The organism is Roseibium aggregatum IAM 12614 (genome assembly GCF_000168975.1).
In the GTDB taxonomy this organism is placed as follows: domain Bacteria; phylum Pseudomonadota; class Alphaproteobacteria; order Rhizobiales; family Stappiaceae; genus Roseibium; species Roseibium aggregatum.
In genome coordinates this window covers 224,467-246,193 of sequence record NZ_AAUW01000003.1, presented here as the reverse complement: position 1 = coordinate 246,193, position 21,727 = coordinate 224,467, and the positions used below count along the sequence as shown (strand labels likewise).

17 protein-coding genes are annotated in these 21,727 nt (G+C 59.6%); 13 read left to right on the top strand and 4 right to left on the bottom strand.

Annotated elements, in window-relative coordinates; all coding sequences use genetic code 11:
• Nucleotides 1–15 precede the first annotated feature (15 nt).
• From thiD to SIAM614_RS05610, 3 genes are all read left to right on the top strand, one after another.
• Nucleotides 16–822: a bifunctional hydroxymethylpyrimidine kinase/phosphomethylpyrimidine kinase gene (gene thiD / locus SIAM614_RS05620; protein WP_006932753.1), complete on the top strand. Its 807-nt coding sequence runs from the start codon at nt 16–18 to the stop codon at nt 820–822.
• A 1-nt stretch (nt 823) separates the two neighbouring features.
• On the top strand, nt 824–1,930 hold the full coding sequence (locus SIAM614_RS05615; RefSeq protein ID WP_006932751.1) for a TRAP transporter substrate-binding protein: 1,107 nt from the start codon (nt 824–826) through the stop codon (nt 1,928–1,930).
• A 591-nt stretch (nt 1,931–2,521) separates the two neighbouring features.
• Nucleotides 2,522–3,868 (top strand): OmpP1/FadL family transporter, encoded by a 1,347-nt coding sequence (locus SIAM614_RS05610; RefSeq protein WP_324293994.1) that lies wholly within the window; start codon nt 2,522–2,524, stop codon nt 3,866–3,868.
• Between the two features lie 530 nt (nt 3,869–4,398).
• On the opposite strand, the gene SIAM614_RS05605 is transcribed toward SIAM614_RS05610, so the two are convergent.
• The gene (locus SIAM614_RS05605) at nt 4,399–5,178 is read right to left on the bottom strand and encodes an SDR family oxidoreductase (protein WP_006932746.1); all 780 of its coding nucleotides are present in this window, start codon (nt 5,176–5,178) and stop codon (nt 4,399–4,401) included.
• A gap of 283 nt (nt 5,179–5,461) precedes the next feature.
• On the opposite strand from SIAM614_RS05605, the gene SIAM614_RS05600 reads away from it, so the two are divergent.
• From SIAM614_RS05600 to SIAM614_RS05585, 4 genes are all read left to right on the top strand, one after another.
• Nucleotides 5,462–6,265, top strand: a complete 804-nt coding sequence (locus SIAM614_RS05600; RefSeq protein ID WP_040439324.1) for a UDP-2,3-diacylglucosamine diphosphatase — start codon at nt 5,462–5,464, stop codon at nt 6,263–6,265.
• On the top strand, nt 6,262–7,311 hold the full coding sequence (locus SIAM614_RS05595; RefSeq protein ID WP_040439323.1) for a glycosyltransferase family 4 protein: 1,050 nt from the start codon (nt 6,262–6,264) through the stop codon (nt 7,309–7,311). The genes SIAM614_RS05600 and SIAM614_RS05595 overlap by 4 nt, the downstream gene beginning before the upstream one ends.
• Before the next feature lie 243 nt (nt 7,312–7,554).
• On the top strand, nt 7,555–8,535 hold the full coding sequence (locus tag SIAM614_RS05590) for a threonine ammonia-lyase (RefSeq protein WP_040439322.1): 981 nt from the start codon (nt 7,555–7,557) through the stop codon (nt 8,533–8,535).
• A gap of 408 nt (nt 8,536–8,943) precedes the next feature.
• A complete protein-coding gene (locus tag SIAM614_RS05585; protein ID WP_040439321.1) occupies nt 8,944–10,278 on the top strand; it encodes a globin-coupled sensor protein in 1,335 nt (444 codons plus the stop codon).
• Between the two features lie 395 nt (nt 10,279–10,673).
• Here SIAM614_RS05585 and SIAM614_RS30450 read toward each other — a convergent pair whose 3' ends face one another.
• Nucleotides 10,674–11,804, bottom strand: a complete 1,131-nt coding sequence (locus SIAM614_RS30450; protein WP_006932738.1) for a protein phosphatase CheZ — start codon at nt 11,802–11,804, stop codon at nt 10,674–10,676.
• 119 nt (nt 11,805–11,923) lie between these two features.
• Here SIAM614_RS30450 and SIAM614_RS05575 point away from each other — a divergent pair, with 119 nt between their 5' ends.
• Nucleotides 11,924–13,108 (top strand): MFS transporter, encoded by a 1,185-nt coding sequence (locus SIAM614_RS05575; RefSeq protein WP_006932737.1) that lies wholly within the window; start codon nt 11,924–11,926, stop codon nt 13,106–13,108.
• A 134-nt stretch (nt 13,109–13,242) separates the two neighbouring features.
• Here the strand turns inward: SIAM614_RS05575 and dgcA are convergent, their stop codons facing one another.
• The gene (dgcA, locus tag SIAM614_RS05570; protein WP_006932736.1) at nt 13,243–14,226 is read right to left on the bottom strand and encodes an N-acetyl-D-Glu racemase DgcA; all 984 of its coding nucleotides are present in this window, start codon (nt 14,224–14,226) and stop codon (nt 13,243–13,245) included.
• Entirely contained in the window at nt 14,223–15,236 is a 1,014-nt protein-coding gene (gene dgcN / locus SIAM614_RS05565; RefSeq protein ID WP_006932735.1) for an N-acetyltransferase DgcN, read from the bottom strand. The genes dgcA and dgcN overlap by 4 nt, the downstream gene beginning before the upstream one ends.
• A gap of 126 nt (nt 15,237–15,362) precedes the next feature.
• On the opposite strand from dgcN, the gene SIAM614_RS05560 reads away from it, so the two are divergent.
• The 5 genes from SIAM614_RS05560 (at nt 15,363) to SIAM614_RS05540 (ending at nt 21,726) form a co-directional block, all read left to right on the top strand.
• Entirely contained in the window at nt 15,363–16,511 is a 1,149-nt protein-coding gene (locus SIAM614_RS05560; RefSeq protein ID WP_006932734.1) for an ABC transporter permease, read from the top strand.
• Nucleotides 16,512–16,518: 7 nt separating this feature from the next.
• Entirely contained in the window at nt 16,519–17,328 is an 810-nt protein-coding gene (locus SIAM614_RS05555) for an ABC transporter ATP-binding protein (RefSeq protein ID WP_040439320.1), read from the top strand.
• 10 nt (nt 17,329–17,338) lie between these two features.
• Complete coding sequence (locus SIAM614_RS05550; protein ID WP_006932732.1) at nt 17,339–19,345, top strand: MlaD family protein; 2,007 nt, start codon at nt 17,339–17,341, stop codon at nt 19,343–19,345.
• Nucleotides 19,346–19,371: 26 nt separating this feature from the next.
• Entirely contained in the window at nt 19,372–19,977 is a 606-nt protein-coding gene (locus SIAM614_RS05545; protein ID WP_006932731.1) for an ABC-type transport auxiliary lipoprotein family protein, read from the top strand.
• A 225-nt stretch (nt 19,978–20,202) separates the two neighbouring features.
• Nucleotides 20,203–21,726 carry an SH3 domain-containing protein gene (locus tag SIAM614_RS05540; RefSeq protein ID WP_040439319.1) on the top strand — a complete coding sequence of 508 codons (1,524 nt, stop codon included), beginning with the start codon at nt 20,203–20,205 and terminating at the stop codon, nt 21,724–21,726.
• Nucleotide 21,727 lies beyond the last annotated feature (1 nt).

The window sequence follows — 21,727 nt, the reverse complement described above, 5'->3', positions numbered from 1 at the left end:
CTCCAGGAGGCTCTCATGACCGCAATCGCGGTAACCATTGCAGGATCGGATTCCGGCGGCGGAGCCGGTATTCAGGCGGATCTCAAGACCTTTTCCGCCAATGGTGTCTATGGCGCGAGCGTCATTGCGGCACTGACCGCGCAGAACACGCTTGGTGTCAGCGCCATTCACGATGTGCCGCCGGACTTCATACGAGCCCAGATGACGGCAGTTTTCTCCGACCTGGCCGTCAAGGCAACCAAGATCGGCATGCTGTCTCGTTTCGATACGATCGAGGCGGTGGCGGAAGGGTTGCAGACGCTCGAGACGGGGGCATTGGTGCTCGACCCGGTGATGGTGGCAGCGTCCGGAGATCCCTTGTTGGCGGACAGTGCCGTGGACACCTTGATCAGCCTGTTGCTGCCGCTGGCCGACATCGTGACGCCGAACCTGCATGAAGCCGCGCGCATGTTGCAGGGCGATGTTGCGGCTGACGAAACCCAGATGCACGAACAGGCCGAGCGTCTGCTCGGCCTTGGAGCCAATGCGGTTCTGCTCAAGGGCGGGCATGGGGCCGGCGAGCAAAGTGCTGACCTCCTGCTGGACCGTGAAGGCAATACGATCTGGCTCCGGTCCGACCGGGTCAAGACCGACAACACGCATGGCACCGGCTGCACGTTGTCATCAGCCATTGCCGCGGGTCTCGCCAAGGGACAGGACATGGAAGCGGCCGTGCGGTCCGCCAAATCCTATATTCAGGCCGCAATCGCCGCCGCCGATACCCTGCACATAGGTAGCGGTCACGGGCCCGTCCATCATTTCCACGCGTTCTGGAGCAAGTGAGATGACCGATCAGCCAAAGACCGAAGCCGGACGGATCAGCCGGCGCGGACTACTGGGGGCTTCCGCAGCCGCCGGAGCCAGCGCCTTGGCCGCGCCAGCGTTGGCGCAGGAGCAGGCGACGCTGGAATGGAAAATGGTGACCTCCTGGCCGAAGAACCTGCCGGGACCCGGGATGACCGCACAGCGCATTGCGGACAGGATCGAGCTGATGTCCGGCGGCCGGCTGCGCGTCTGGCTTTATGCCGCCGGTGAACTGGTGCCGGCTCTGGGCGTGTTCGAGGCGGTTTCCGCGGGCACGGCGCAGATGGCGCATACGGCCTCGTTTTTCTGGCAGGGCAAGATCCCGGCCTCGGTCTATTTCACCGCGATCCCTTTCGGCCTGCTGCCACATGAACACATCACCTGGATCGAACAGGGGGGCGGTCAGGCGCTTTGGGATGAGCTTTATGCCCCCTTCGGACTGCGCCCGGTCATGGCCGGCAACACCGGCGTCCAGATGGGGGGCTGGTTCAAACGCGAGATCACCACTCTGGACGATCTCAAGGGGCTGAAGATCCGCATGCCGGGTCTTGGCGGCGAGGTGATGCGCAGGCTCGGGGCAACGCCCATCAGTCTGCCGCCAGGTGAGTTGTTCCAGGCGCTGGATAGCGGCGTGCTGGATGCAACGGAATTCCTGGGGCCATGGTCGGACCGGGCAATGGGATTCCAGAAAGCTGCCAAATCCTATTATACACCCGGGTTCCATGAGCCCAATGGCACCGGCGAAGCGCTGTTCAACAAGGTGGCGCTGGAAGGCCTGCCGGAAGATCTGGGCGCAATCGTTTTGGAAGCCTGCAAGGCAGAAAACGGCCGCTCGCTTGCCGAAAGCGATTGGGAGAATGCCGGCGCGCTGCAGCTGTTGCAGGAAGAAGACGGCGTCATCGTGCGTCCCTATCCGGATGACGTTCTGGACGCATTGCGCGTGACTTCGGCCGAGGTGCTGGCGGAATTCGCGAGCAAGGACGCGCTCAGCCAGAGCATCTACGACAGCCACATGGCTGCCCGGGCTCGTCTGGCTCCCTGGAGCGACGTTGCCATGCGCCGTTTCCTGGAAGCCCGGGACGGTTAGACCTGCGTGTCACGGCTGCGGACTGCATATTGGCACTCCGCAGCTACTCTTGTTGCGAACCGTTGCAACCGACCGGTTTGTGTTTTGAAACCAGCGGACCGGAAATGGACTGTTTCCAAGCGAAACGAATGTGCCATCCGCAGGAAAACTTCCTGACAAAATGTCTTTTTGAGGCAGGCAATCGCGAGCCTGCATTCGGTCAGTTCGGTTTCCGTTTAGGAAGCTGATTGGTGTTTTTACCAAGGAATACCAAAGGATTTGTCCTACAAACCATCCACATTCCGTTGCGAGATCTGTGGCAAAGCCGCAACGATTCAACGTTAAATTACGTTATCGGAAACTGACATTCTGACTGCCTGTTTTTTAGGCAAATGTTCGAAAGTGTGTCGGTTCTATAACGAACACACTTTGAACTTGTCCTTTTTGAAGTGTTTTGAACATTCCGCCAGCATTGCCTTCGAAAATTGGTGCGTATTTCGCATTGCAGCATGAAAAACCGTCCGCCGAACTGACGTAAATATGCGGTTGAAACGAACGGCATTCTCCTAAAATCCTGTCTCCGGTAGTCATGGAACATCCGGGGGCTAGGGGATGGGAGGAAACTTAATGCCGTGGGTAAACAAGAAATCAGTTCTACTTGCTTCTACAGCCGTAGTTCTATCAATGGTTGCGAGTTCAGCGTTCGCAGGTGGGTTCGCACTGAGAGAACAGAGTGCCTATTACCAGGGAATGTCTTTCGCGGGGAACGGAACGACGGGTGAGTCCATCTCCTCGATGTTCTGGAACCCGGCAACGCTGATTGGTGCGGGCAAAGGGCTCACGGTTGAATCGCACAGTTCTTTCATCATGCCTGAGTCCGATATTGACGGAACCTTTACACCCGGAGCGCTGACAACCGTCAATGGTGCGACGACCAGCACCGCAGGCAGTGGCGACATTGCATCGGATGCCTGGGTACCGTCCACCTACACAGCTTACCGCTTCAACGATCAAGTGGTGTTCGGCCTTGCCGTCAACGCGCCGTTCGGGCTCAGCACAAAACCGGAGCAGAACTGGGCGGGCCAGTATTATTCCCGGTCGTCCGAAGTGTTCTCGGTCAACGTAAATCCGGCCATCGCCTATCAGATCAACGACATGTTCGCTGTCGGTGTCGGGGTCCAGGCGCAGTATCTGCAAGTTCGGCTGAAATCGGCCTATCCGTTCTCCACCTCTGCGGCGACGACCGAGTTCAAGGGAGAAGGCTATGGCATCGGCGTCACTGCCGGTCTGACCGTGCGGCCTTGGGAGGGGACCGAGATCGGTCTCGGCTACCGGTCCGCAGTGGCCAATAATCTCGACGGTTCCTACACCAATCCGGGCGGGCGCTTTTTTGCCGGCATGACCCCGGTATCCTTTTCAGGCAATCGTGCGGGTATCGAGGCGACAGTCGTCACGCCGGAAACCGTTACCCTTTCGGCAAGTCACCGCATCAACGATACCTTCAAGATCGCCGGTACGGTTGAATGGACCAACTGGTCCCGCCTGAAGACCGTGCATCCGAGCAGCGATGGTGGCACGGCGACGACCAACCCGACCGGTTTGCCCAACCTCGAATTCAACTATGACGACGGTTGGTTCTTCTCGGTAGGCGGCGAATACAACTGGAATCAGCAGGTTACCTTGCGCGCAGGTGTTGGTTACGAGCTTTCGCCGATCGACGAGGCCATTCGTTCCACACGTTTGCCGGATAACGACCGTCTGTGGTTGTCGGCCGGTATGACCTGGTCTCCGTCTGAAAATCTCGCCTTCGACATCGGCTACTCGCACCTGATCCCGGCCGATACCAAGATCGATATCTCGGGCAACCACCAGGACTACAATTCCAATATCGGTACCTACACCGGCAAGGTCGACAGCCAGGTGAACATCATCTCGGCTGCGCTCAGGTATACCTACTGAGCGGAAGCTTGCTGACAAATAGAAACAAGGCCGGGGCATATGCTCCGGCCTTTTTGCTTGAAGAAAAACTCTCCATTCTCATTCAGCCTGGCTGGCGCAAGAGGTGAGGGAGGTGATGCAGAAGCCTTCTTGATTGCAGAGGTCTTTTTGAGAAGTTCCTCGCACAGGCGTTCGGCTCCCCGATCCCGGATCTCCGCTGCGCTGCGTCCGGGATGACCAGCCGAGGGGTAGGGGGAGCTAACGGTCCCAATGCCAAGACGAACGTTTCAGGTTCATTCAGCAAGGACGTTCCACAGTGTAGTCATCCCGGCCGAGCGTAGCGAGAGCCGGGATCGGGGAGGCAAAGGTCTTTCGAATGCAGGAGTTCTGTCGTTCGTCCCATTTTCGTGGAACTGGGCACAGCGATACTGAGATCTCCGTTGCACCGTGTCCCGAATGACTGGCTGAGTTCGGGGAAGGTCAGGAGGCCCGCTGATATGACGAAAAAAGGCCGGGGCAATCGCGCCGGCCTTTTTTGTTTGGGCAGCCCCTTAGAATGCCGCCGGATAGAGCCCGCCATCCATCAGGATGTTCTGGCCGGTGATGTAGCCGGCGTGGCGGGAGCACAGGAAAGCGCAGGTCTGGCCGAATTCCTCGGCCGAGCCGAAACGTCTCGCCGGAATTTCAGCAGCCTGAGCCGCGCGAACATCCTCGAGGCTTTTTCCGCTCTGCTGCGCGGCGCGCTCAAAGCCGCCCTTCAGCCGGTCGGTGTCCATCTTGCCCGGCAGAAGGTTGTTGACCGTCACACCATGGGGTGCAAGCTGACGGCAGACACCAGCCAGGAACGCAGTGAGCCCCGCCCGTGCTCCGCTGGACAGATCGAGCCCTTCGATCGGCATTTTCACCGAAAGCGAGGTGATGTTGACGATCCGGCCGAAGCCGCGTTCCTTCATTCCCGGAACGACCGCCTGGATGAGCTCGATAGGGGTGACGAAGTTCTGCACCACACCTTCCAGAAGCGCCTCACGGTCCAGCTCGGAATAGTCACGCCGGGGCGGGCCGCCATTGTTGTTGACCAGAATGTCCGGATTCGGGCAGGCGGTCAGAAGCGCCTCCTGGCCTTCTCTGGTGGAAACATCGGCTGCGATAGCGGCAACGCTCACGCCGTAGAGGTTCTGAAGCTGCGAGCGGGTTTCTTCCAGAACCGTTTCGTTGCGACCGTTCAGGACGATGTCGCAGCCCGCTTCCGCCAGCGCTTGCGCGCAGCCCTTACCGAGGCCGCGGCTCGACGCACAGATGATTGCCTTTTTGCCCTTGAGGCCGAGGTCCATGAGCGATCTCCTTGCTGCAATTTGGATAGGCTTTGTGGCTGGCAATAGCGGATGCTGTCAAATGGCAATAAGGCCGTTGGAGGAGGCAGGCAGAATGTCAGCCGGCTCCCGGCAGAGTATTGGCGAACCGGCTGGTGATCTGCGAGTTGCCTTTTTCCCGGTAAGTTCCGGCGTTAATCATCAAGCTTGAAAACAGGCGCCGTCGGGGAAGTCCTGCCATTTGTCATAATAGTGATACTTGAATCGCGTCTATAGCGCTCCAAAGGAAATTTGGAGAAGTGCTATGTCTACCGCTGAGGCATCGCGGCATTACCGGGCCTTGTTTATTTCCGACGTCCATCTCGGCACGCGCGGTTGTCAGGCGGATATGCTGCTGGATTTTCTGAAGGACAATGAAGCCGAGACCATTTATCTGGTCGGTGACATCGCTGATGGCTGGCGCTTGCGGCGGTCCTGGTACTGGCCGCAGCTTCACAACGACGTTGTGCAGAAGATCCTGCGCAAGGGGCGCAAGGGCGCGCGCATCATCTATATTCCGGGAAATCACGACGAGTTTCTGCGCAGTTTCCTCGGTACCCATTTTGGCGGTGTCGAAGTGACTGACAGCATCGTTCACGAGGCAGCCAACGGCAAACGCTATCTGGTCATTCACGGCGACCAGTTCGACGTGGTGATCCGCCATGCCAAGTGGCTGGCGTTCTTTGGCGACAAGGCCTATGTGACCGCGCTCGGTATCAACACCTGGGTGAACATGGTGCGCCGCCGCCTTGGCCTGACCTACTGGTCGCTTTCCGCCTGGGCCAAACTCAAGGTCAAGAATGCGGTGAGTTTCATCGGCCGTTTCGAGGAGGCTCTGTCCGACGAGGCACGCCGGCAGGGTGTCGATGGGGTCATTTGCGGGCATATTCACCATGCTGCGGATCGCGATCTGGATGGCATTCACTACATCAATACGGGTGACTGGGTGGAAAGCTGCACTGCAGTTGCCGAGCACCACGATGGAACATTTGAGGTGATCCGATGGGTGGACCGTACCCAGGTGGAGGCCGTGCCGGCGAAAGCCAAGGAAGCGCCGGTCGCCGCATGAGTTCCATTTTGATTGTGACGGATGCCTGGCATCCCCAGATAAACGGAGTGGTTCGCTCTTTGGAGCGGACGGCAGAGGAACTGGAAAAGATCGGCGTGCGGGTCGAATTCCTGTCCCCTCAGGAATTCACCACCTTGCCATGCCCGACCTATCCGGAAATCCGCCTGTCTCTGACCCACCGGGGCATCGTGCGTCGCAAGATCGAGGATTACGGCTGCGAGCATCTTCACATTGCAACGGAAGGCCCGCTCGGCCTTCTGGCGGCAAGCGTGGCCAAAAAGGCAAGGCGCCCCTTCACCACCAGCTACCACACCCGGTTTCCGGAATATGTGTCGGCTCGTTTGCCGGTTCCGCTGACGTGGTCCTATAGCTGGCTGCGCCGGTTTCACAATTCCGGCTGCGGCTGCATGGTTGCGACGCGGTCGCTGGAACAGGATCTGCGCGACCGAGGTTTTACCAACCTCATGCGCTGGTCGCGTGGGGTCGATGAACAGCAGTTCAAGCCCTACGAGGGCTCCGTGCTGCCTGCCGATCTGCCGCGCCCTGTGTTCATGTATGTCGGCCGGGTTGCGATCGAAAAGAACATCAAGGCGTTTCTGGATCTCGACCTGCCGGGATCGAAGGTGGTGGTCGGGGACGGCCCCCAGCTCGACAATCTGCGCCGGGAGTATCCGGCGGTGCATTTCACCGGGTCGAAGGTCGGCGAGGATCTCGCAAGACACTACTCGGACGCGGATGTCTTCGTCTTTCCGTCCCTCACCGACACCTTCGGCAACGTGATGCTGGAGGCACTGGCCTGCGGCGTACCGGTTGCCGCCTTCCCGGTGATGGGCCCGCTCGACGTCATCAGCGATACGGGAGCGGGTGTGCTGTCCGAGGACCTGCGCGAAGCAGCGGAAGCGGCCTTGGATATTCCGCGCGACCATTGCCGGGCGATTGCCATGAACTACACTTGGGCTGCCAGCGCTCGTCAGTTCCTGGACAATTGCATCGAGGCACAGGACATTTTCAACGGCCGTTCAGTGCAGGGAAGCGCCGCCGAATAGGCCGCTGACCGGGTGTTCCAAGGCACGGCGCGGACCAGTGCACGAAATTGACACCAAGACAAGTTCCCGCTGGAACTGCCCGCTTTCCTGTGAAAACACTTGCATCGAAACCCGGCCTTGAAATGGGCCGAGGCATTGCCCAGTGCCCTGCTGTGGCGGGGCCTGCGAGCAATTGTTTGACGTTTAGAGCGAGTTCCGATGACGAATATGCAATCGCTGCCTGTGTCTGAAGCAGGTTCGAAGATGGCTGGTAACACGGTTTCCATCGAGGATGTGGAAGCTGCGGCGGAGCGGATCAGTGCCGAGGCGCTGGTAACACCGCTGCTGCGCCATCCCTTGCTCGACGAGATGACCGGGACCACCGTTGTCCTCAAACCGGAAAATCTGCAACGCAGCGGCTCTTTCAAGTTTCGCGGCGCCTTCAACCGCCTAAGCCTCATTCCGGAAGCAGACCGCTCCAAGGGGGTGGTCGCCTGTTCGTCCGGAAATCACGCTCAAGGCGTTGCTGCAAGCGCGCAGTTGCTGGGTATGCCCGCAACCATCGTCATGCCGTCCGACGCTCCCAGGATCAAGCTGGAGCGGACGCGCGGCTACGGAGCGACCGTCATCACCTACGACCGGGAGACCGAAGACCGCGATGCGATCGCTGGAGATCTGTGTTCCGAGTCCGGAGCGACATTTGTCCACCCCTACAACGATGTCGGTGTGATCGCAGGGCAGGGTACTGTCGGGCTGGAAATGGCTGCTCAAGCAGCAGCGCTGGGCCTTCACCTGGACGATGTGCTGGCCTGTACAGGCGGCGGTGGATTGTCCAGCGGCATTGCACTGGCCCTGGAAAGCAAATCGCCCGGGACGGTCTTTCATACGGCTGAGCCGGTCTTGTTTGACGATTACAAGCGGTCTCTGGAAGCGGGCGAGCGGTTGTCGAACCCGGTCAAGACCGGGTCCATCTGCGATGCGCTCCTGTCTGATTCGCCGGGCGATATCGGTTTCTCGATCCTGCAACGCGTCGCAGGCGAGGGCGTGACCGTCACCGATGAGGAAGCCCTGGCGGCGGTGGCTTTCGCCTTTACCGAATTGAAGCTTGTCGTGGAGCCGGGAGGTGCTGTTGCACTGGCAGCCTTGCTGGCCGGAAAGCTGCCTTTCAGAGGCAAGACCGTAGGCATCGTGCTGACTGGCGGAAACATAGATCCACAAATGCTGATGACGGCGCTGTCCCGTTAACGCACCCTTAGGGCCTATTCGCTAGAGCGGGGTCTACAAGCATGGCTTGCCGACGCCGGGTGGGAGAGCCCATCCGGTGCGGCGGTCTGTTTGCATTTTCGTCGGGACGATGTGAACGGGATTGCCGAAGATCCAATTGCAGTGGGCATTGCCAGCAACGCTGCAGCGTCTTCTCCTTTCATCATCTGGTCATTGCCAGCGTTCCCGATGCATCAAACATGGCGCGGTTCGCCGTCTTTTGCCTTTTAAAAGTCCGCAGAGGCTTGAAAGAGGCCGGGCGACACACGCTGAATTGGGTAGGGATCCCGTGCCTTTTCACTGGCAAGGCCCGGCGGTCCGGTAACTGTAAAGCGATCAGCTCATGAGGCCGGCTTCCCGGCCGTCTCCGAGCTGTTCCAAGGGGCATCCATGCAGACTAACACCTTGAAAGATCGGTTGAAGTTTTTCCGTTACACCGATGAGGACCGGACGCTGGCGCAGTCCGTCTGGCCGGCGATCAAGGATGCCTTGCCGAAGATTCTGGACGAGTTCTATACGCATGTGAAAACCGTTCCGCATCTGGCGGCGCTTGTCGGCGATCAGCAGGCCCGCCTGGTGAAAGCGCAGATGAGCCATTGGGAAGGCCTTTTCGCAACGGGCCCCGATGAAGCCTATCAGGAACGGGCGGTGAAGATCGGCCTTACCCATGAACGGATCGGTCTCGATCCAAGCTGGTACATCGGTGGCTATTCCTTCGCCCTGACACAGCTCACAGAGATGATCCTGACGAAGCGCTTCATGTCCTCAGGCAAGCGCTTGCAGGCAGTGCAGGTGATGACGAAGCTGGTCATGCTCGACATGGATGTGGCGATCTCCACCTATCACGAGAAAATGGTGACCGATGCGGTCGGGCGCGAGACCGAACTGAAGGCAGCCATCCAGGAATTTCAGGATGTGCTCGGCGGTACGGTCGGTACTCTCGGCACGGCCTCCGAACAGCTTGAGGCATCTTCGGGCAGTCTGCGCCGGGAAACCGGCGCCATTGGCGAACGAATGGTCATGATGGATAATACCTCCGCGGAGACGGCGAGCGGTGTGCAATCCAGCGCGACGGCAACGGAGGAAATGTCCGCGTCGATCCTCGAGATCGGCCGTCAGGCGGAGCAGTCGCGCGAAATGGCTATCAAGGCCGTGGCAGGCGCGCGCAGCACCAACGATTCCGTCACGAAGCTTGCCGGCTTTGCGGATCAGGTCGGTTCGGTGATCGGTCTTATCTCCGAAATTGCGGCACAGACCAACCTGCTGGCATTGAACGCCACCATCGAGGCGGCCCGCGCCGGAGAAATGGGGCGCGGATTTGCGGTCGTTGCCGCCGAGGTCAAGGAACTTGCCAGCCAGACCACCAAGGCAACGGAAGAAATCACCGAACAGGTGGCCAGCATCCAGCAGGCCACGAAGCAGTCGGTACAGGATATCGACGGCATCACGTCGATCATCGGTGCACTGTCCGAAATCGCGACCGGGATTGCATCGGCCGTGGAACAGCAGGCAGCGGCAACCGCCGAAATTTCCTCCAACGTCCAGATCGCCGCGCAGGGCACCCAGGCCTTTACCGACGAGATCACTGCCGTGCGCGGGTCGGTTGAAAATGTCGAAGGGGCCGTTGTCACCATTCAGGACATGTCGGCGGCGTTGAGGGATCAGGCCGGTCAGCTTGGCCAGCAGGCGGAACAATTCTTCGCCAAGATAAACTCCCGGCCCTGACACCTGGCCGGCACTCCGTTGCGGTTCGCCACCTGATTTTTGTCCCGGCCTTTTGCCGGGACTTGGTGGCTTCAATCCAAACGCCTCGGTGCCCCGATCCCGGATCTCCGCTTTGCTGCGTCCGGGATGACCTCGTAAGGGGAGCAACACGAGCGCAGTGACGGCACTTGGACCTGCGATGCCTCCATGGTTTTCCCCTCCATCGTCATCCCGGACAAGCGCAGCGCGAGCCGGATCGGGGAGGCTGTGATCCCTGTGGTCACGTACCTTTTTCTCTTCGGCACCGGTTCCCTGCCTGAGTCTTTAAAAGGTCGTGCCGGGGCCTAAGGATAGCCGAAGACACAAAAAAGGCGCCGCAGTGGGCGCCTTTTTCGAATTTGCTGTCAGATCCGGCCTTAGTTGAAAAGGGCCTGACGCTCTGCTTCGGAGAGCTGCTTCAGCGGGTCTTCGCCATCTTCCTCGGCGACTTCCTCGGTCAGTTCCCATTCCGCATCGGCTTCGGCTTCGTCGGCGGTATCGCCGACTTCGCTGTCGAACAGGCGTTCGATGGCAGCCTCGTCCAGGGTGGCGTCCGGATCTGCACCGGCGAGTTCGGTTTCGTCTTCTTCTTCTTCCTCGGCCGCGGGGGCTGAGGCGAACATGTCGTCGATGGCGGCCGCATCCATGGGCTCATCGCCGCCGGCCATAATGTCATCGACGTCGGACTCGGTCGCCATGATGGCATCGACGTCTGCTGCGCTGGCATGGGTTGGGGCTTCCGGCGCCCTCTCATCGACGCCGGTTTCCTTCAGCGCGGCGTCGAACACATCGTCGCTCACGGACATCAGCTCATCGACGTTGGTCTGGGAAACGCCGCCAGCAAGCTGCGGACCGTTCAGGAGATGAGCATCCGGGCGATTGTCGACAGGACCGGCCGTCGCGTCGGCGTCCATTTCCTCGATGCCCCAGATGTTGATCATCAGGTTGATGCGGCTTTCAAGGTAGCGCAGCACCTGGACCACCTTGTTCGTCCGCTGGCCGGTCAGATCCTGGAAGGAGCAGGCCATGAAGATTTCGGTCGCCTTGGCATCGATGTCGTCGCAGACCGCATCCTCGGCACCGTTCTCGCGCAGGACCCATGCCTTTTCCTGAATCTGCTCGGCGGCTTCCAGGATGGATTGGGTCGCGCCTTCGGTCTGGGTGACGATGGCATCGAGTTCATGAGAGGCGTCGACAAAGCGGTTGCTTTCCTCGCCTTCCGCCTTGATGTTGGCAATCTCCGCCTTGGTGCGCTCTATGGCCTCGTGCATGTCCGCAATGTCGAGTCGGATCTTGTCGAGGTCCGGCACCTTGCGTTGCCGGGTCATCATTTTTTCAAGCCGACCAATCGCAGTCAGGATCTCGGTGGTTTCCGGTGTCTTGTTGCGATTGAGGAACTCTTTCAGGAACCTGCGCCCGCGATCGGACTCCATCAGGGTCTGTTCGAGAGTCTGATATTCGGCTTCGCCGATCAGCTCCGGCTGTTCCTGTGCTGCTGCCGCTTTCATGTGGACGCGATTCTCAACTTGCCTAAGGGTCGTTTATTGCCGTAACACGGACAACTTCGCCCTAAGGTAAGGCGGAAATCGTTAACATCCTTTTAGGGCGGTTCCACGCCCGGTATCCCATGTCGCTCGACCGTTCCAGCATCAGCAGCCGTGTCTCGGCCCTGTTCGCCAGCCATTTCTTCGGCGTTGGCCTGTTTCTGCCGTTTATTCCGGTCGTACTCGGCTTTCGCGGGCTGACGGCTGCCGAAATCGGATTTGTTCTGGGGATAGGCACCATTGCCCGGATCGCGGCAAGCCCGCTTCTGTCGAATCTCTCCGACCGTACCGGCCAGCGCCGTCTGTCGATCCTGATCTACTCCTTGGCGGCGGCAACCTTCATCGGTCTGTATTTTCTCCCCCTTGGGCTTGTGTTCCTGTCCATCGCGGTGATCGGCTACATGGTCATGAATGCACCCGTGGTGCCGCTCAGCGATGCCTATGCGCTGGATGTTCAGCGCAATACCGGGGCCGATTATGCGCGCATGCGGCTGTGGGGTTCGGCCGGTTTTGTGGTCGCCAGCATTGTCGGAGGTTCGCTGGCTGCAGAGGGCACATCCTGGCTCATCGTCGTTGCCGTGGGCCTGGCTTCGCTCGCAACAGGAGCTGTTGCCATGTCGCTTCCCCGCCAAAAGCGGCGTGACGCGAGCGCCACGTCAGGAGCCGGAACTGGATCTGACGACGACGACATGGACACGCCTTTCAAAAGCGTCTGGTTCTGGCCATTGCTGGTGGTGCTCGGCCTTTACCAGGCGAGCCATTCTGCCTTCTACGGCTTTGGCACGCTTTATTGGCAGGCCATGGACGTTCCGGATTTTGCTATCGGTCTGTTGTGGGCAACAGGCGTTGCGGCTGAAATCGCCCTGTTCACGGTCGCCGGAAAGCTGGCGCAACGGTTCGATCCGCCGCTCTTCCTGCTGGCAGCCGGCGCGGCGGCCACTGTGCGGTGGCTGCTGTTTCCCTTCGCAGATACGGTTTCTGCCATGGCCGCCCTCCAGACGTTGCATGGCCTTTCTTTCGGTGCGGCGCATCTGGGGGCTGTGGCAATTCTTGCGCGGGTCGTGCCCAGCCGGTGGGCGGGAACGGGGCAGGGGCTTTTGGCAACGTCCGTGGGCATCCAGATGGCGATCGGTCTCAGCGTTTCCGGTGCCATTTACGAGATCAATCCGGACTGGCCCTTCTTCGTGATGTCGGTGGTCGCGGCAATAGGCACCCTGCTGACGCTGGCCATGACGCCGATGCTGCGAAAGCGCATGGCGGCGGAGTAACACTGAAATAAGCTGACGATCTGCGCTGAAACGAGATTGTTGCCACTTCTAAAACTCGGGATACGCAGGCCACTAAAAACGCCGGTCCTGATCACAGGAGCCGGCGTTTTTCGTTTTCATTCAGGCTTTTTACCTTACCCCCACAGCTCCGGCTGAGGCGGGAAAAGGGTGCTGCCTTCGAACTTCAGGCCCGGCGAGCGGTCTTCGGCCAGAAGCAGCGGCCCGTCGAGATCGACGAAATCCGCCTTCTGGGCTATCAGCACTGCGGGTGCCATGGCCAGAGACGTGCCAAGCATGCAGCCGACCATGACTTTCAGATCCTGGGCGCGCGCATCATCGAAAAGCTTCAGTGCAGCCGTCAGGCCGCCTGCCTTGTCGAGCTTGATGTTGACCGCGTCATACTTCGCGCGCAGTCCGTCGATGCTCTTGCCCGGATGGAGACTTTCGTCGGCGCAGATCACCACACGCCTTTCAAGCCCCGCCAGAAGACCGTCGTTCTTCGATGGCAGCGGCTGCTCGATCAGGGCAACGCCTGCAGCCTCACAGGCGGCCATGTTGGTTTCGAAACAGCTTTCGTCCCAGGCTTCGTTGGCGTCGACGATCAGGGTGCTGTCGGGGGCGGCAAGGCGCACGGCGGCAATCCGCTCGTCGTCACCGGGGCCCGCAAGCTTGATCTTCAACAGCGGGCGATGAGCAGCGGCCCGCGTCTTTTCAGCCATCTTGTCCGGCGTATCGACACTGATGGTGAAGGCCGTGGTGACGGGTTTCAACGGTCCGACACCGGCGATGTCTGTCGCAGATCTTCCGGTGCGCTTGGCTTCCAGATCCCAAAGGGCGCAGTCGACGGCGTTGCGGGCGGCTCCCGCGGGCATAGCCTCAAGAAGCTGTTCCCGGTTGAGGCCGTCTTTCAAAAGAGGCGCGATTTCCTCGATCTGAGTCTGCACGGTTTCGAGCGATTCGCCGTAACGCGGATAGGGCACGCTTTCGCCATGGCCGGTCGCGGTGCCGTCGCTCAGGGTAACGACGATGACCTGGGCATGGGTGCGGGTCTCGCGGGAGATCCTGAAACCTCCCGCGATTTCGAAGCGTTGTGCCTCGATGCTGACCTCAAGGCTCATGGCGCACCGAATTCGGCCGAAACCTTGTCGACGATGGTTTCCATGCCGTAGCGCACCGGATCGGTTGCGGGCAGGCCATGCTTTTCGCCGATCTTGGCCAGATACGCGAGGGCTTCGTCGTCATCGAGTGCGGTTGTGTTGACCGCAATGCCGACACAGCGGATGTCCGGATTGGTCAGCTTGCCGCAGGCGATCGTCATGTCGATGACCTGCTGGATCGTCGGCAGCGGCGTTTCGACACCGCGCATCTTGGTGCGGGTCGGTTCGTGGCAGACGATGAAGCCGTCCGGCTGGGAGCCGTGCAGAAGGCCAAGCGTGACCCCGGCAAAGGACGGGTGGAACAGCGAGCCCTGGCCCTCGATGATCTGCCAGTGATCGGGATCGGTCTCGGGCGAGATCCATTCGGCGGCACCGGAAATGAAGTCCGCAATCACCGCGTCGAGCGCGACGCCGCGGCCGGAAATGAACACGCCGGTCTGGCCGGTGGCGCAGAAAGTGCTGGAGTAGCCGCGGTCGTTCATGGCCTTGTCCATGGCAAGGGCGGTGTATTTCTTGCCGACGGAGCAATCGGTGCCGACGGCCAGAATGCGCTTGCCTGCGCGTTTGGTGCCTTTGCCGGTGGCAAACGCCATGTCGCTGTGGCGCACGTCGTGAAGCTGGCGGCCGTTGCGCTCGGCGGCTTCCTTGATCGCCGGCACACTGGCAAGGCGCACGTGCAGGCCGGAGGCCACGTCCATACCTGCGTCGAGAGCTTCAACGACGGATTCGACCCAATGTTCCGGCAAACGTCCACCGGCGTTTACGGCCCCGATGATGAACGTCTTGGCGCCGGCTTCCGCCCCCTGTGCAATCGACATGTCGGTGAGGCCGGTGTCGGCGGCGCAGCCCGGCATGCGGACCTGGCCCAGGCACCAGTCCTTGCGCCAGTCTACAATGCCAATGGCGGTCTTGGCGGCAAGGGCATCGGGAACATCACCGAGAAACAACAGGTAAGGACGTGCAATTTCCATGGATAGAGCTTTCAAGTGGCTGCTGGAGGGGGATACCAACTTCATGGTGAATGACGGTTGGTATTGAACTTCTCCATCAGGTATACGGGGGATGGTGAACCAGCGGCAAGAGGGCAGCCAGCCGGAATGGCATTCTTGGAAAAAAACATCGCGCCGAAATCGGCTCTGGAGGCGGATGGGCCTGATGAACAGTACCTTGCCCTTTCCGGTGACTGGACCGTCAGCACCATTGCCGACGCCGAAAGAGAGCTGAACGGCCTCACCCTCGACAAAAAACGGCTCACCTGCATTGATGTTTCAAGGATCGAACACCTGGACACGAGCGGCGCCTGGCTGATCCATCGCACGCGCGGGCGCTTGGAATTCGAGGGACGCAAGGTTGGCCTGTCCGGTGTTTCCCCCGTCCGAAAGACCCTGTTCGAAGAGATCGAGAACCACCATCCGCCAAGCTGGAAACCGGATCCGGGCGGGTTTTCCATTGCCGGCTTTCTGGAAGCCACCGGCCGGCAGATGGTCGATGTTTATCACGACGCTCTGGCGATGCTGCATATTCTGGGCTCCCTCGGCCTGGTTTTGTCGACGGTTCTGCTGCAGCCCAAACGGCTGCGCAGCATATCGATCGCGGTTCAGTTCGACCGGAGCTGCATCGGCGCTGTGCCGATCGTCGCCCTGATGAGTTTTCTCATCGGCGCCATCATCTCGCAGCAGGGCGGCTTCTACCTCAGACAATTCGGGGCCGACATCTTCGTGGTCGACCTTGCCGGCATCCTGGTGCTCAGGGAAATCGGGGTGATTCTGACCGCCATCATGGTGGCAGGCCGCTCGGGGTCCGCCTTCACGGCGGAACTGGGGGCCATGCGGATGCAGGAGGAAGTCGATGCGCTGCACGTGATCGGCCTCAGCGTGACCGAAGTCCTGGTGCTGCCGCGCATTCTGGCGCTGATGATTGCGCTGCCTATCCTCACCTTCATTTCCGACCTCGCAGCCCTTTTCGGATCGGGGATGGTGACCTGGGCGTATCTGGACATTCCGCCCGCCGCCTTTCTGACCCAGTTGCAGGCAGCCATCACCATCAATACGCTGGTTGTGGGCCTCGTGAAGGCACCTTTCATGGCGCTGATCGTCGGCCTGATTGCCTGTGTGGAGGGATTGAAGGTCGAAGGCTCATCCGAATCTCTTGGCCGCCATACAACCATGTCGGTGGTGAAAGCCATTTTTCTTGTCATCGTGGTGGATGGTTTCTTCGCCATTTTCTTTGCCGCGATTGGAGTTTGACCAACCGATGACGCAGAGCCAAAGCGCCACGCCTGAAAGAGAGACCACCTCGACGGGAGAGGATTCGGACAACGTCCTGTCCGTGCGCGATATCACGGTCGGGTTCGGTTCCAAGATCATCCTGCAGGATCTCGACCTGGATGTACGCCGGGGTGAGGTGTTGGGGTTCGTTGGCGGGTCGGGGACTGGCAAGTCGGTGTTGATGCGCACAATCCTGGGCCTGACGCCGCGGCGAACCGGAAAGATCTCGGTGTTCGGGCACGACCTGTCGACCGCAACAGCGAAGGAGCGCACGGCCATCGAGCGCCGCTGGGGCGTGCTTTTTCAGCAGGGCGCGCTGTTTTCCTCGCTGTCGGTCAAACAGAACATTCAGGTTCCCATGCGGGAACACCTGAAGCTTTCTCCGCAGTTGATGGACGAGCTTGCAACCTTGAAGCTGGAACTTGTCGGCTTGCCGCAAGATGCTGCCGACAAGCTTCCGTCAGAACTTTCCGGGGGCATGATCAAAAGAGCCAGCCTGGCCCGTGCCCTTGCACTCGACCCGGATTTGGTGTTTCTGGACGAGCCGACGTCCGGACTTGATCCGATCGGGGCGGCGGCCTTTGATTCGCTTATTGCAAATCTCAGTTCGACCCTCGGACTGACCGTTTATATGGTCACCCATGATCTTGATAGTCTGCATTCTATCTGCGATCGGATTGCTGTTCTTGGGAAAAAGCGGGTTCTGGCCATCGGAACGATGGACGACATGATGAAAAATGATGATCCCTGGATTAAATCTTACTTCAGGGGTGAACGTGCCCTGCGCCGAGCATAGGTTGGACTGAATGGAAACCCGCGCGAACTATATCCTGATCGGTGCCTTCATGGTGGCAGTCCTGATCGGTGCGTTCGGCTTTGTGTATTGGCTCGCCGTTACCGCGGACTCCAGGCAGAATGTTGAACTGAAAATTGTCTATCCCGGGCCTGTAACGGGTCTTCCCGTGGGCGGGCAGGTGCTGTTCAACGGCATCAAGGTGGGCGATGTGAAATCGCTCGACTTTGCGCCGGGCGATCCGACCAAGGTTGTGGCGACCATCGGCATCAAGCCCTCCACGCCTTTGCGCGAGGACACCAAGGCAACGCTGAATTTCACCGGCCTGACGGGTGTCGCTTATGTCGATCTCAGCGGCGGATCGTCCGAATCGCCTCTTCTGCTCAGCTCGAATGAAGATCAGGATGAGGACAATATTCCGGTTATCTATGCCGAACGGTCCTTCTTCGACGATATCGTCGATGGCGCGCGCGATGTGCTGAAGCGTGCGGATTCGACCATGAAGACGGTCGATGACCTGCTCAAGGACAACGGACCGGCAATCACCGAGATCGTCAACAACGCCGAGACGTTTTCCGCTGCGCTGGCAGCCAATTCCGATGGCGTGAAGGATTTCATGGCCAGCATCGGCAAGGCATCAGAGGCATTCTCCAGCCTGTCCGCCCGTCTTGAGACGCTGGTACAGGAAGGCGAGCGCATTTTGGCCGCCGTGCCGTCCGACAAGGTGACCACCATCGTCGATGATCTGTCGAAGTTTTCCGCAAGTCTCGGCAAGGCCAGCAGCGACATCGATCTCCTGATGGCTGACGCCCAGAGTGCGGCGAAGGAATTGCAGACCTTCACGGTGAACCTCAACGAAGGACTGGACCGCGTTCACAAGATCGTTGGCGCTGTCAATCCTGAAGATGTCCAGAAGGTGGTCCAGGGCGCCGCGGCTCTGGGCGAGGTGCTGCAGAAGCGCACCGGGGATATCGACAAGCTGATCAGTTCCACCAGCGAAACCATGCAGAACGTCAATGCGGTGGTGGAAAACATCAGGAACCAGGAAGGCGCGATCAAGGATATCGTGCAAGGCGGGCGTGAGGTCGTGGTCAAGGTGGATGCCATCATGACTCGCGGCGTGGAAATCGCCGCTGCCATCGATCCGCTCAAGGTTGAAGAAGTGGTTGCCAATGTCAGCACCTTCACCGACAACCTCAACGCATCGCTGGGCAAGGTCGACGAGCTTGTGGCGAGTGTCGATCCGGAAAAGGTCAGCAAGGCCGTCGACAACGTTTCCAGCATCATTGACAACTTCAACAATCAGCAAAGCCAGATCAACGAGATCATCGCTTCCACCAAGTCCACCGTTCAGAACTTCGAGGCCGTATCGGCGACGGTTCGCGGCCAGGATGACCGGATCGCGGCGCTGATCACCGATGTTCAGGCGGCAGCCGAACGCTTCGCGACGACGCTTCAGACCGCGAACGACCTGATGAAGGCCGTGGACCCGGAAAAGGTCGCGAATATCGTCGGTTCCGTCGAGACGGCGACATCAGGTCTGGCAAATCCGGAAGACGGCATTCCGGCCATCCTGGAAAGCGCCCGCAAGGCAGCGGACAACGTTCAGCGGATGACGGACGATCTCTCCAAGCGGACACCTGACGTCGACCAGATCATCTCCGATGCCAAGCAGATGACCGCGACGCTGAATTCCACCTCTGTTCGTGTCGAAAGCCTGGTGGAGAAGGTTTCCACCATGGTGGACGGCGACGGCGAGGGCCTGATCAAGGAAGCGACGCTGGCAGCGCAGGCGATCCGCAAGGTTGCGGTTGCGTTTGAAAGCCGGGCGGATGCGATTGCGGGTGGGCTTTCCAAGTTTGCGACCCAGGGCTCAGCGGATTTTGCTGCGGCACTGGCGCAGGTGAACCGGACACTGATCTCGATCCAGCGGGCGGCGGAAAGCTTTGAACGCAGTCCGAACCGGGTGATCTTCGGGGGTGAGGATGTGCCGACCTATAACGGCGGGCGGCGCCGATGAGACTGAATGTGCAGAGGCAGGGGCGTATGACGAAGGCAACCACTGACATGACCCGCCGGGGCGTATTGACCGCTCTCGGTCTCGGCGTGCTGGTGTCCGGATGCGCCAGTTCCACGCCTTCAGCCTATTACAGCATCGGTGCGGCCGATGTCGGTGGCCTGCAGGGCCGCTCCAGCCGCGTCCAGGTTCTGGTGGCCGCCCCCCGGGCATTGAAGGCGCTGGATACCAGTTACATTGCCGTTGTCGACAAGGGGCCGGTCTACAGCTACTTCCCGGATTCTGCCTGGGCGGATTCACTGCCCAATGTGGTGCAGTCGAAACTGGTCGAAACCCTGCAGAATACCAACCGCTTGCGCGGTGTCGGACTGCCGGGGGACGGGCTCTTGATCGACTATCAGCTCCAGACCGAAATCCGTGCTTTCGAACTTCAGCTCGCCGGGGCCAATCGCGGCGTTGTCGAAATTTCGGCCCGTATCGTCAATGACCGCAACGGCCAAACGGTCGCCAACAAGGTCTTCCGCGCAGAAACCTCCGCCGGCAGTACATCTGTCAACAAGGCGGTCGAGGCCATGAATGCGTCGGCTGATCGCGTGTTTGCCGAAATGGCTGCCTGGACGTTGCAGAACGTCTGACACCGTTAACCCCTGACATGAGCAAGCGCGTAGCCTTGCCCCTGGCACCTCCGGCTTTGAAGCTGAAGGGGAGCATTTCTCATCTTCCAGCTTGTATCTGCCTGACCGGTATTGCGCAAAAAACCGGTGCCTTGAAAAAATTCGTTGCCGTCTTCCCTATCTGGGGGCAATGAAAAAAACAGCGGCCTGCTAGTCAGGTGGCCGAAGGTCAACGTGGGGCGAGATATGACGAGAGTTGCCGGTGACGTCTGGTGCAAGGCTGGTGCCCTGCTTTTCATTTTGCTGCTGGGGGCAATTACCATGCCCCTTGCAAAGGCAGCCGACTTCAGGCTGCGGCCTGATCTCGAACCGCACCTGAGAAGCCTCAAGCTTATTTATCCCCCGGAAGGACCGCATAGTGTCCTGGCGCAGCTTCCAATCGTGGACGACAGCGAGGCAGGGCAGATCAATCAGTTTGTGCTCCATCCAGCCGATCCTGGCGTGGGGACGCATGTGATCGAGATTTCAGGTCCGATTGCAAAGGGAGATGCTGGCAAATTATCTGCCTTTCTGGACGCTATCGACGGCCCGTCCGTCCGATACCTTGTTTTCAACAGCCCTGGAGGCGATTTCCTCGAAGGGTTCAAGATCGCTGATAACATCCGGTACAATCTTGAAAGTCAGGATCCGAACATCGGTGGTGTCTTCGTGCTGAAGAACACCAGATGTCTGTCTGCCTGTGCTCTGGCGTTCTCCCTTTCCGTGGACATGGTATCTCCCTTTGCCAACGATGCCAGATATGTCGAAAAAGGCGCAGAGCTCGGCTTTCACATGGCGTATCTGGCAGGAGATCAGGGGGCGCAGGTCGAACGGATCGACAAGATCCTCGCCTTTGGCTACCAGGTGACCGAGCGTTACAGCAAGCTGATCGGATTCAATATCAATCCTCCTGAACTGATGATGGAGGCCCTGAAGCATTCGACGGCTGACAGCTTCTTCTATCTGCGCGGTGGAATTAACACCTGGAACCTCGGCTTTTCACCCGTTTCCAACGAAGCTGAAGCAAATCTCGTTCATGTGGGGGATGGCGTCGACTATGACGCCAACGAAATCTGCAACACCGTCAATGTGGCAGGGCGATCCTTCAAGGCCTACTACGAGGTCGCCGACCTGTTCCAGTTCATGAACTCCGACTTCACGCTTTCGGACCTGAAGTCTCTGAAGGGCAGAACGGCAACCCTATATACGGACGCGTTCTCTTGCCAACTGTCGATGACGCCAGAGGGTACCTTGTCGGTTGCGCTGTGGCGCGGCAAACCTCTTTGCCTGCAACAGGGCCCCGGTAACGAGGAAGTCAACGGTGCGCTGCAGGGCTGGTGTGCGTCCAGGAAAGTCATTTCAGCGCCTGTAACGCTGGGTCTGATGGGGAACGTCCTAGGGTGCTCGGACAACCGGCTTGTTTCCTCAGGCGGATGGCTGTCAGAAAACGGTGGCCCTTCCGGCCGGGTGAAAAGCAACGTGAATTTCCGCTCCAGTCCCGATGTGGGAGGGCAGGTTCTGGGCATGTTGCCTGCCGGCGCCACGCTGTCCCTGACAGGTTGCATGATCCGTGGAGACAAGGTCGGCATCTGGTACCAGGGGCAGTTTGAAGGGCAAACCGGCTGGGTCAGCGCGCGCTATGTCTCGCCGAACCTTTACTACGAAGCCGGTGAGTTCCTGCCGATCACGCGCCGGGTGAAGCCTTCCTGGAACGAGGTCCAGGAACAATAGC

Coding starts and splice junctions, on each gene's coding strand:
- thiD (WP_006932753.1), top strand. CDS start 16: ATGACCGCAATCGCGGTAACCATTGCAGGATCGGATTCCGGCGGCGGA.
- SIAM614_RS05615 (WP_006932751.1), top strand. CDS start 824: ATGACCGATCAGCCAAAGACCGAAGCCGGACGGATCAGCCGGCGCGGA.
- SIAM614_RS05610 (WP_324293994.1), top strand. CDS start 2,522: ATGGGAGGAAACTTAATGCCGTGGGTAAACAAGAAATCAGTTCTACTT.
- SIAM614_RS05605 (WP_006932746.1), bottom strand. CDS start 5,178: ATGGACCTCGGCCTCAAGGGCAAAAAGGCAATCATCTGTGCGTCGAGC.
- SIAM614_RS05600 (WP_040439324.1), top strand. CDS start 5,462: ATGTCTACCGCTGAGGCATCGCGGCATTACCGGGCCTTGTTTATTTCC.
- SIAM614_RS05595 (WP_040439323.1), top strand. CDS start 6,262: ATGAGTTCCATTTTGATTGTGACGGATGCCTGGCATCCCCAGATAAAC.
- SIAM614_RS05590 (WP_040439322.1), top strand. CDS start 7,555: ATGGCTGGTAACACGGTTTCCATCGAGGATGTGGAAGCTGCGGCGGAG.
- SIAM614_RS05585 (WP_040439321.1), top strand. CDS start 8,944: ATGCAGACTAACACCTTGAAAGATCGGTTGAAGTTTTTCCGTTACACC.
- SIAM614_RS30450 (WP_006932738.1), bottom strand. CDS start 11,804: ATGAAAGCGGCAGCAGCACAGGAACAGCCGGAGCTGATCGGCGAAGCC.
- SIAM614_RS05575 (WP_006932737.1), top strand. CDS start 11,924: ATGTCGCTCGACCGTTCCAGCATCAGCAGCCGTGTCTCGGCCCTGTTC.
- dgcA (WP_006932736.1), bottom strand. CDS start 14,226: ATGAGCCTTGAGGTCAGCATCGAGGCACAACGCTTCGAAATCGCGGGA.
- dgcN (WP_006932735.1), bottom strand. CDS start 15,236: ATGGAAATTGCACGTCCTTACCTGTTGTTTCTCGGTGATGTTCCCGAT.
- SIAM614_RS05560 (WP_006932734.1), top strand. CDS start 15,363: ATGGCATTCTTGGAAAAAAACATCGCGCCGAAATCGGCTCTGGAGGCG.
- SIAM614_RS05555 (WP_040439320.1), top strand. CDS start 16,519: ATGACGCAGAGCCAAAGCGCCACGCCTGAAAGAGAGACCACCTCGACG.
- SIAM614_RS05550 (WP_006932732.1), top strand. CDS start 17,339: ATGGAAACCCGCGCGAACTATATCCTGATCGGTGCCTTCATGGTGGCA.
- SIAM614_RS05545 (WP_006932731.1), top strand. CDS start 19,372: ATGACGAAGGCAACCACTGACATGACCCGCCGGGGCGTATTGACCGCT.
- SIAM614_RS05540 (WP_040439319.1), top strand. CDS start 20,203: ATGACGAGAGTTGCCGGTGACGTCTGGTGCAAGGCTGGTGCCCTGCTT.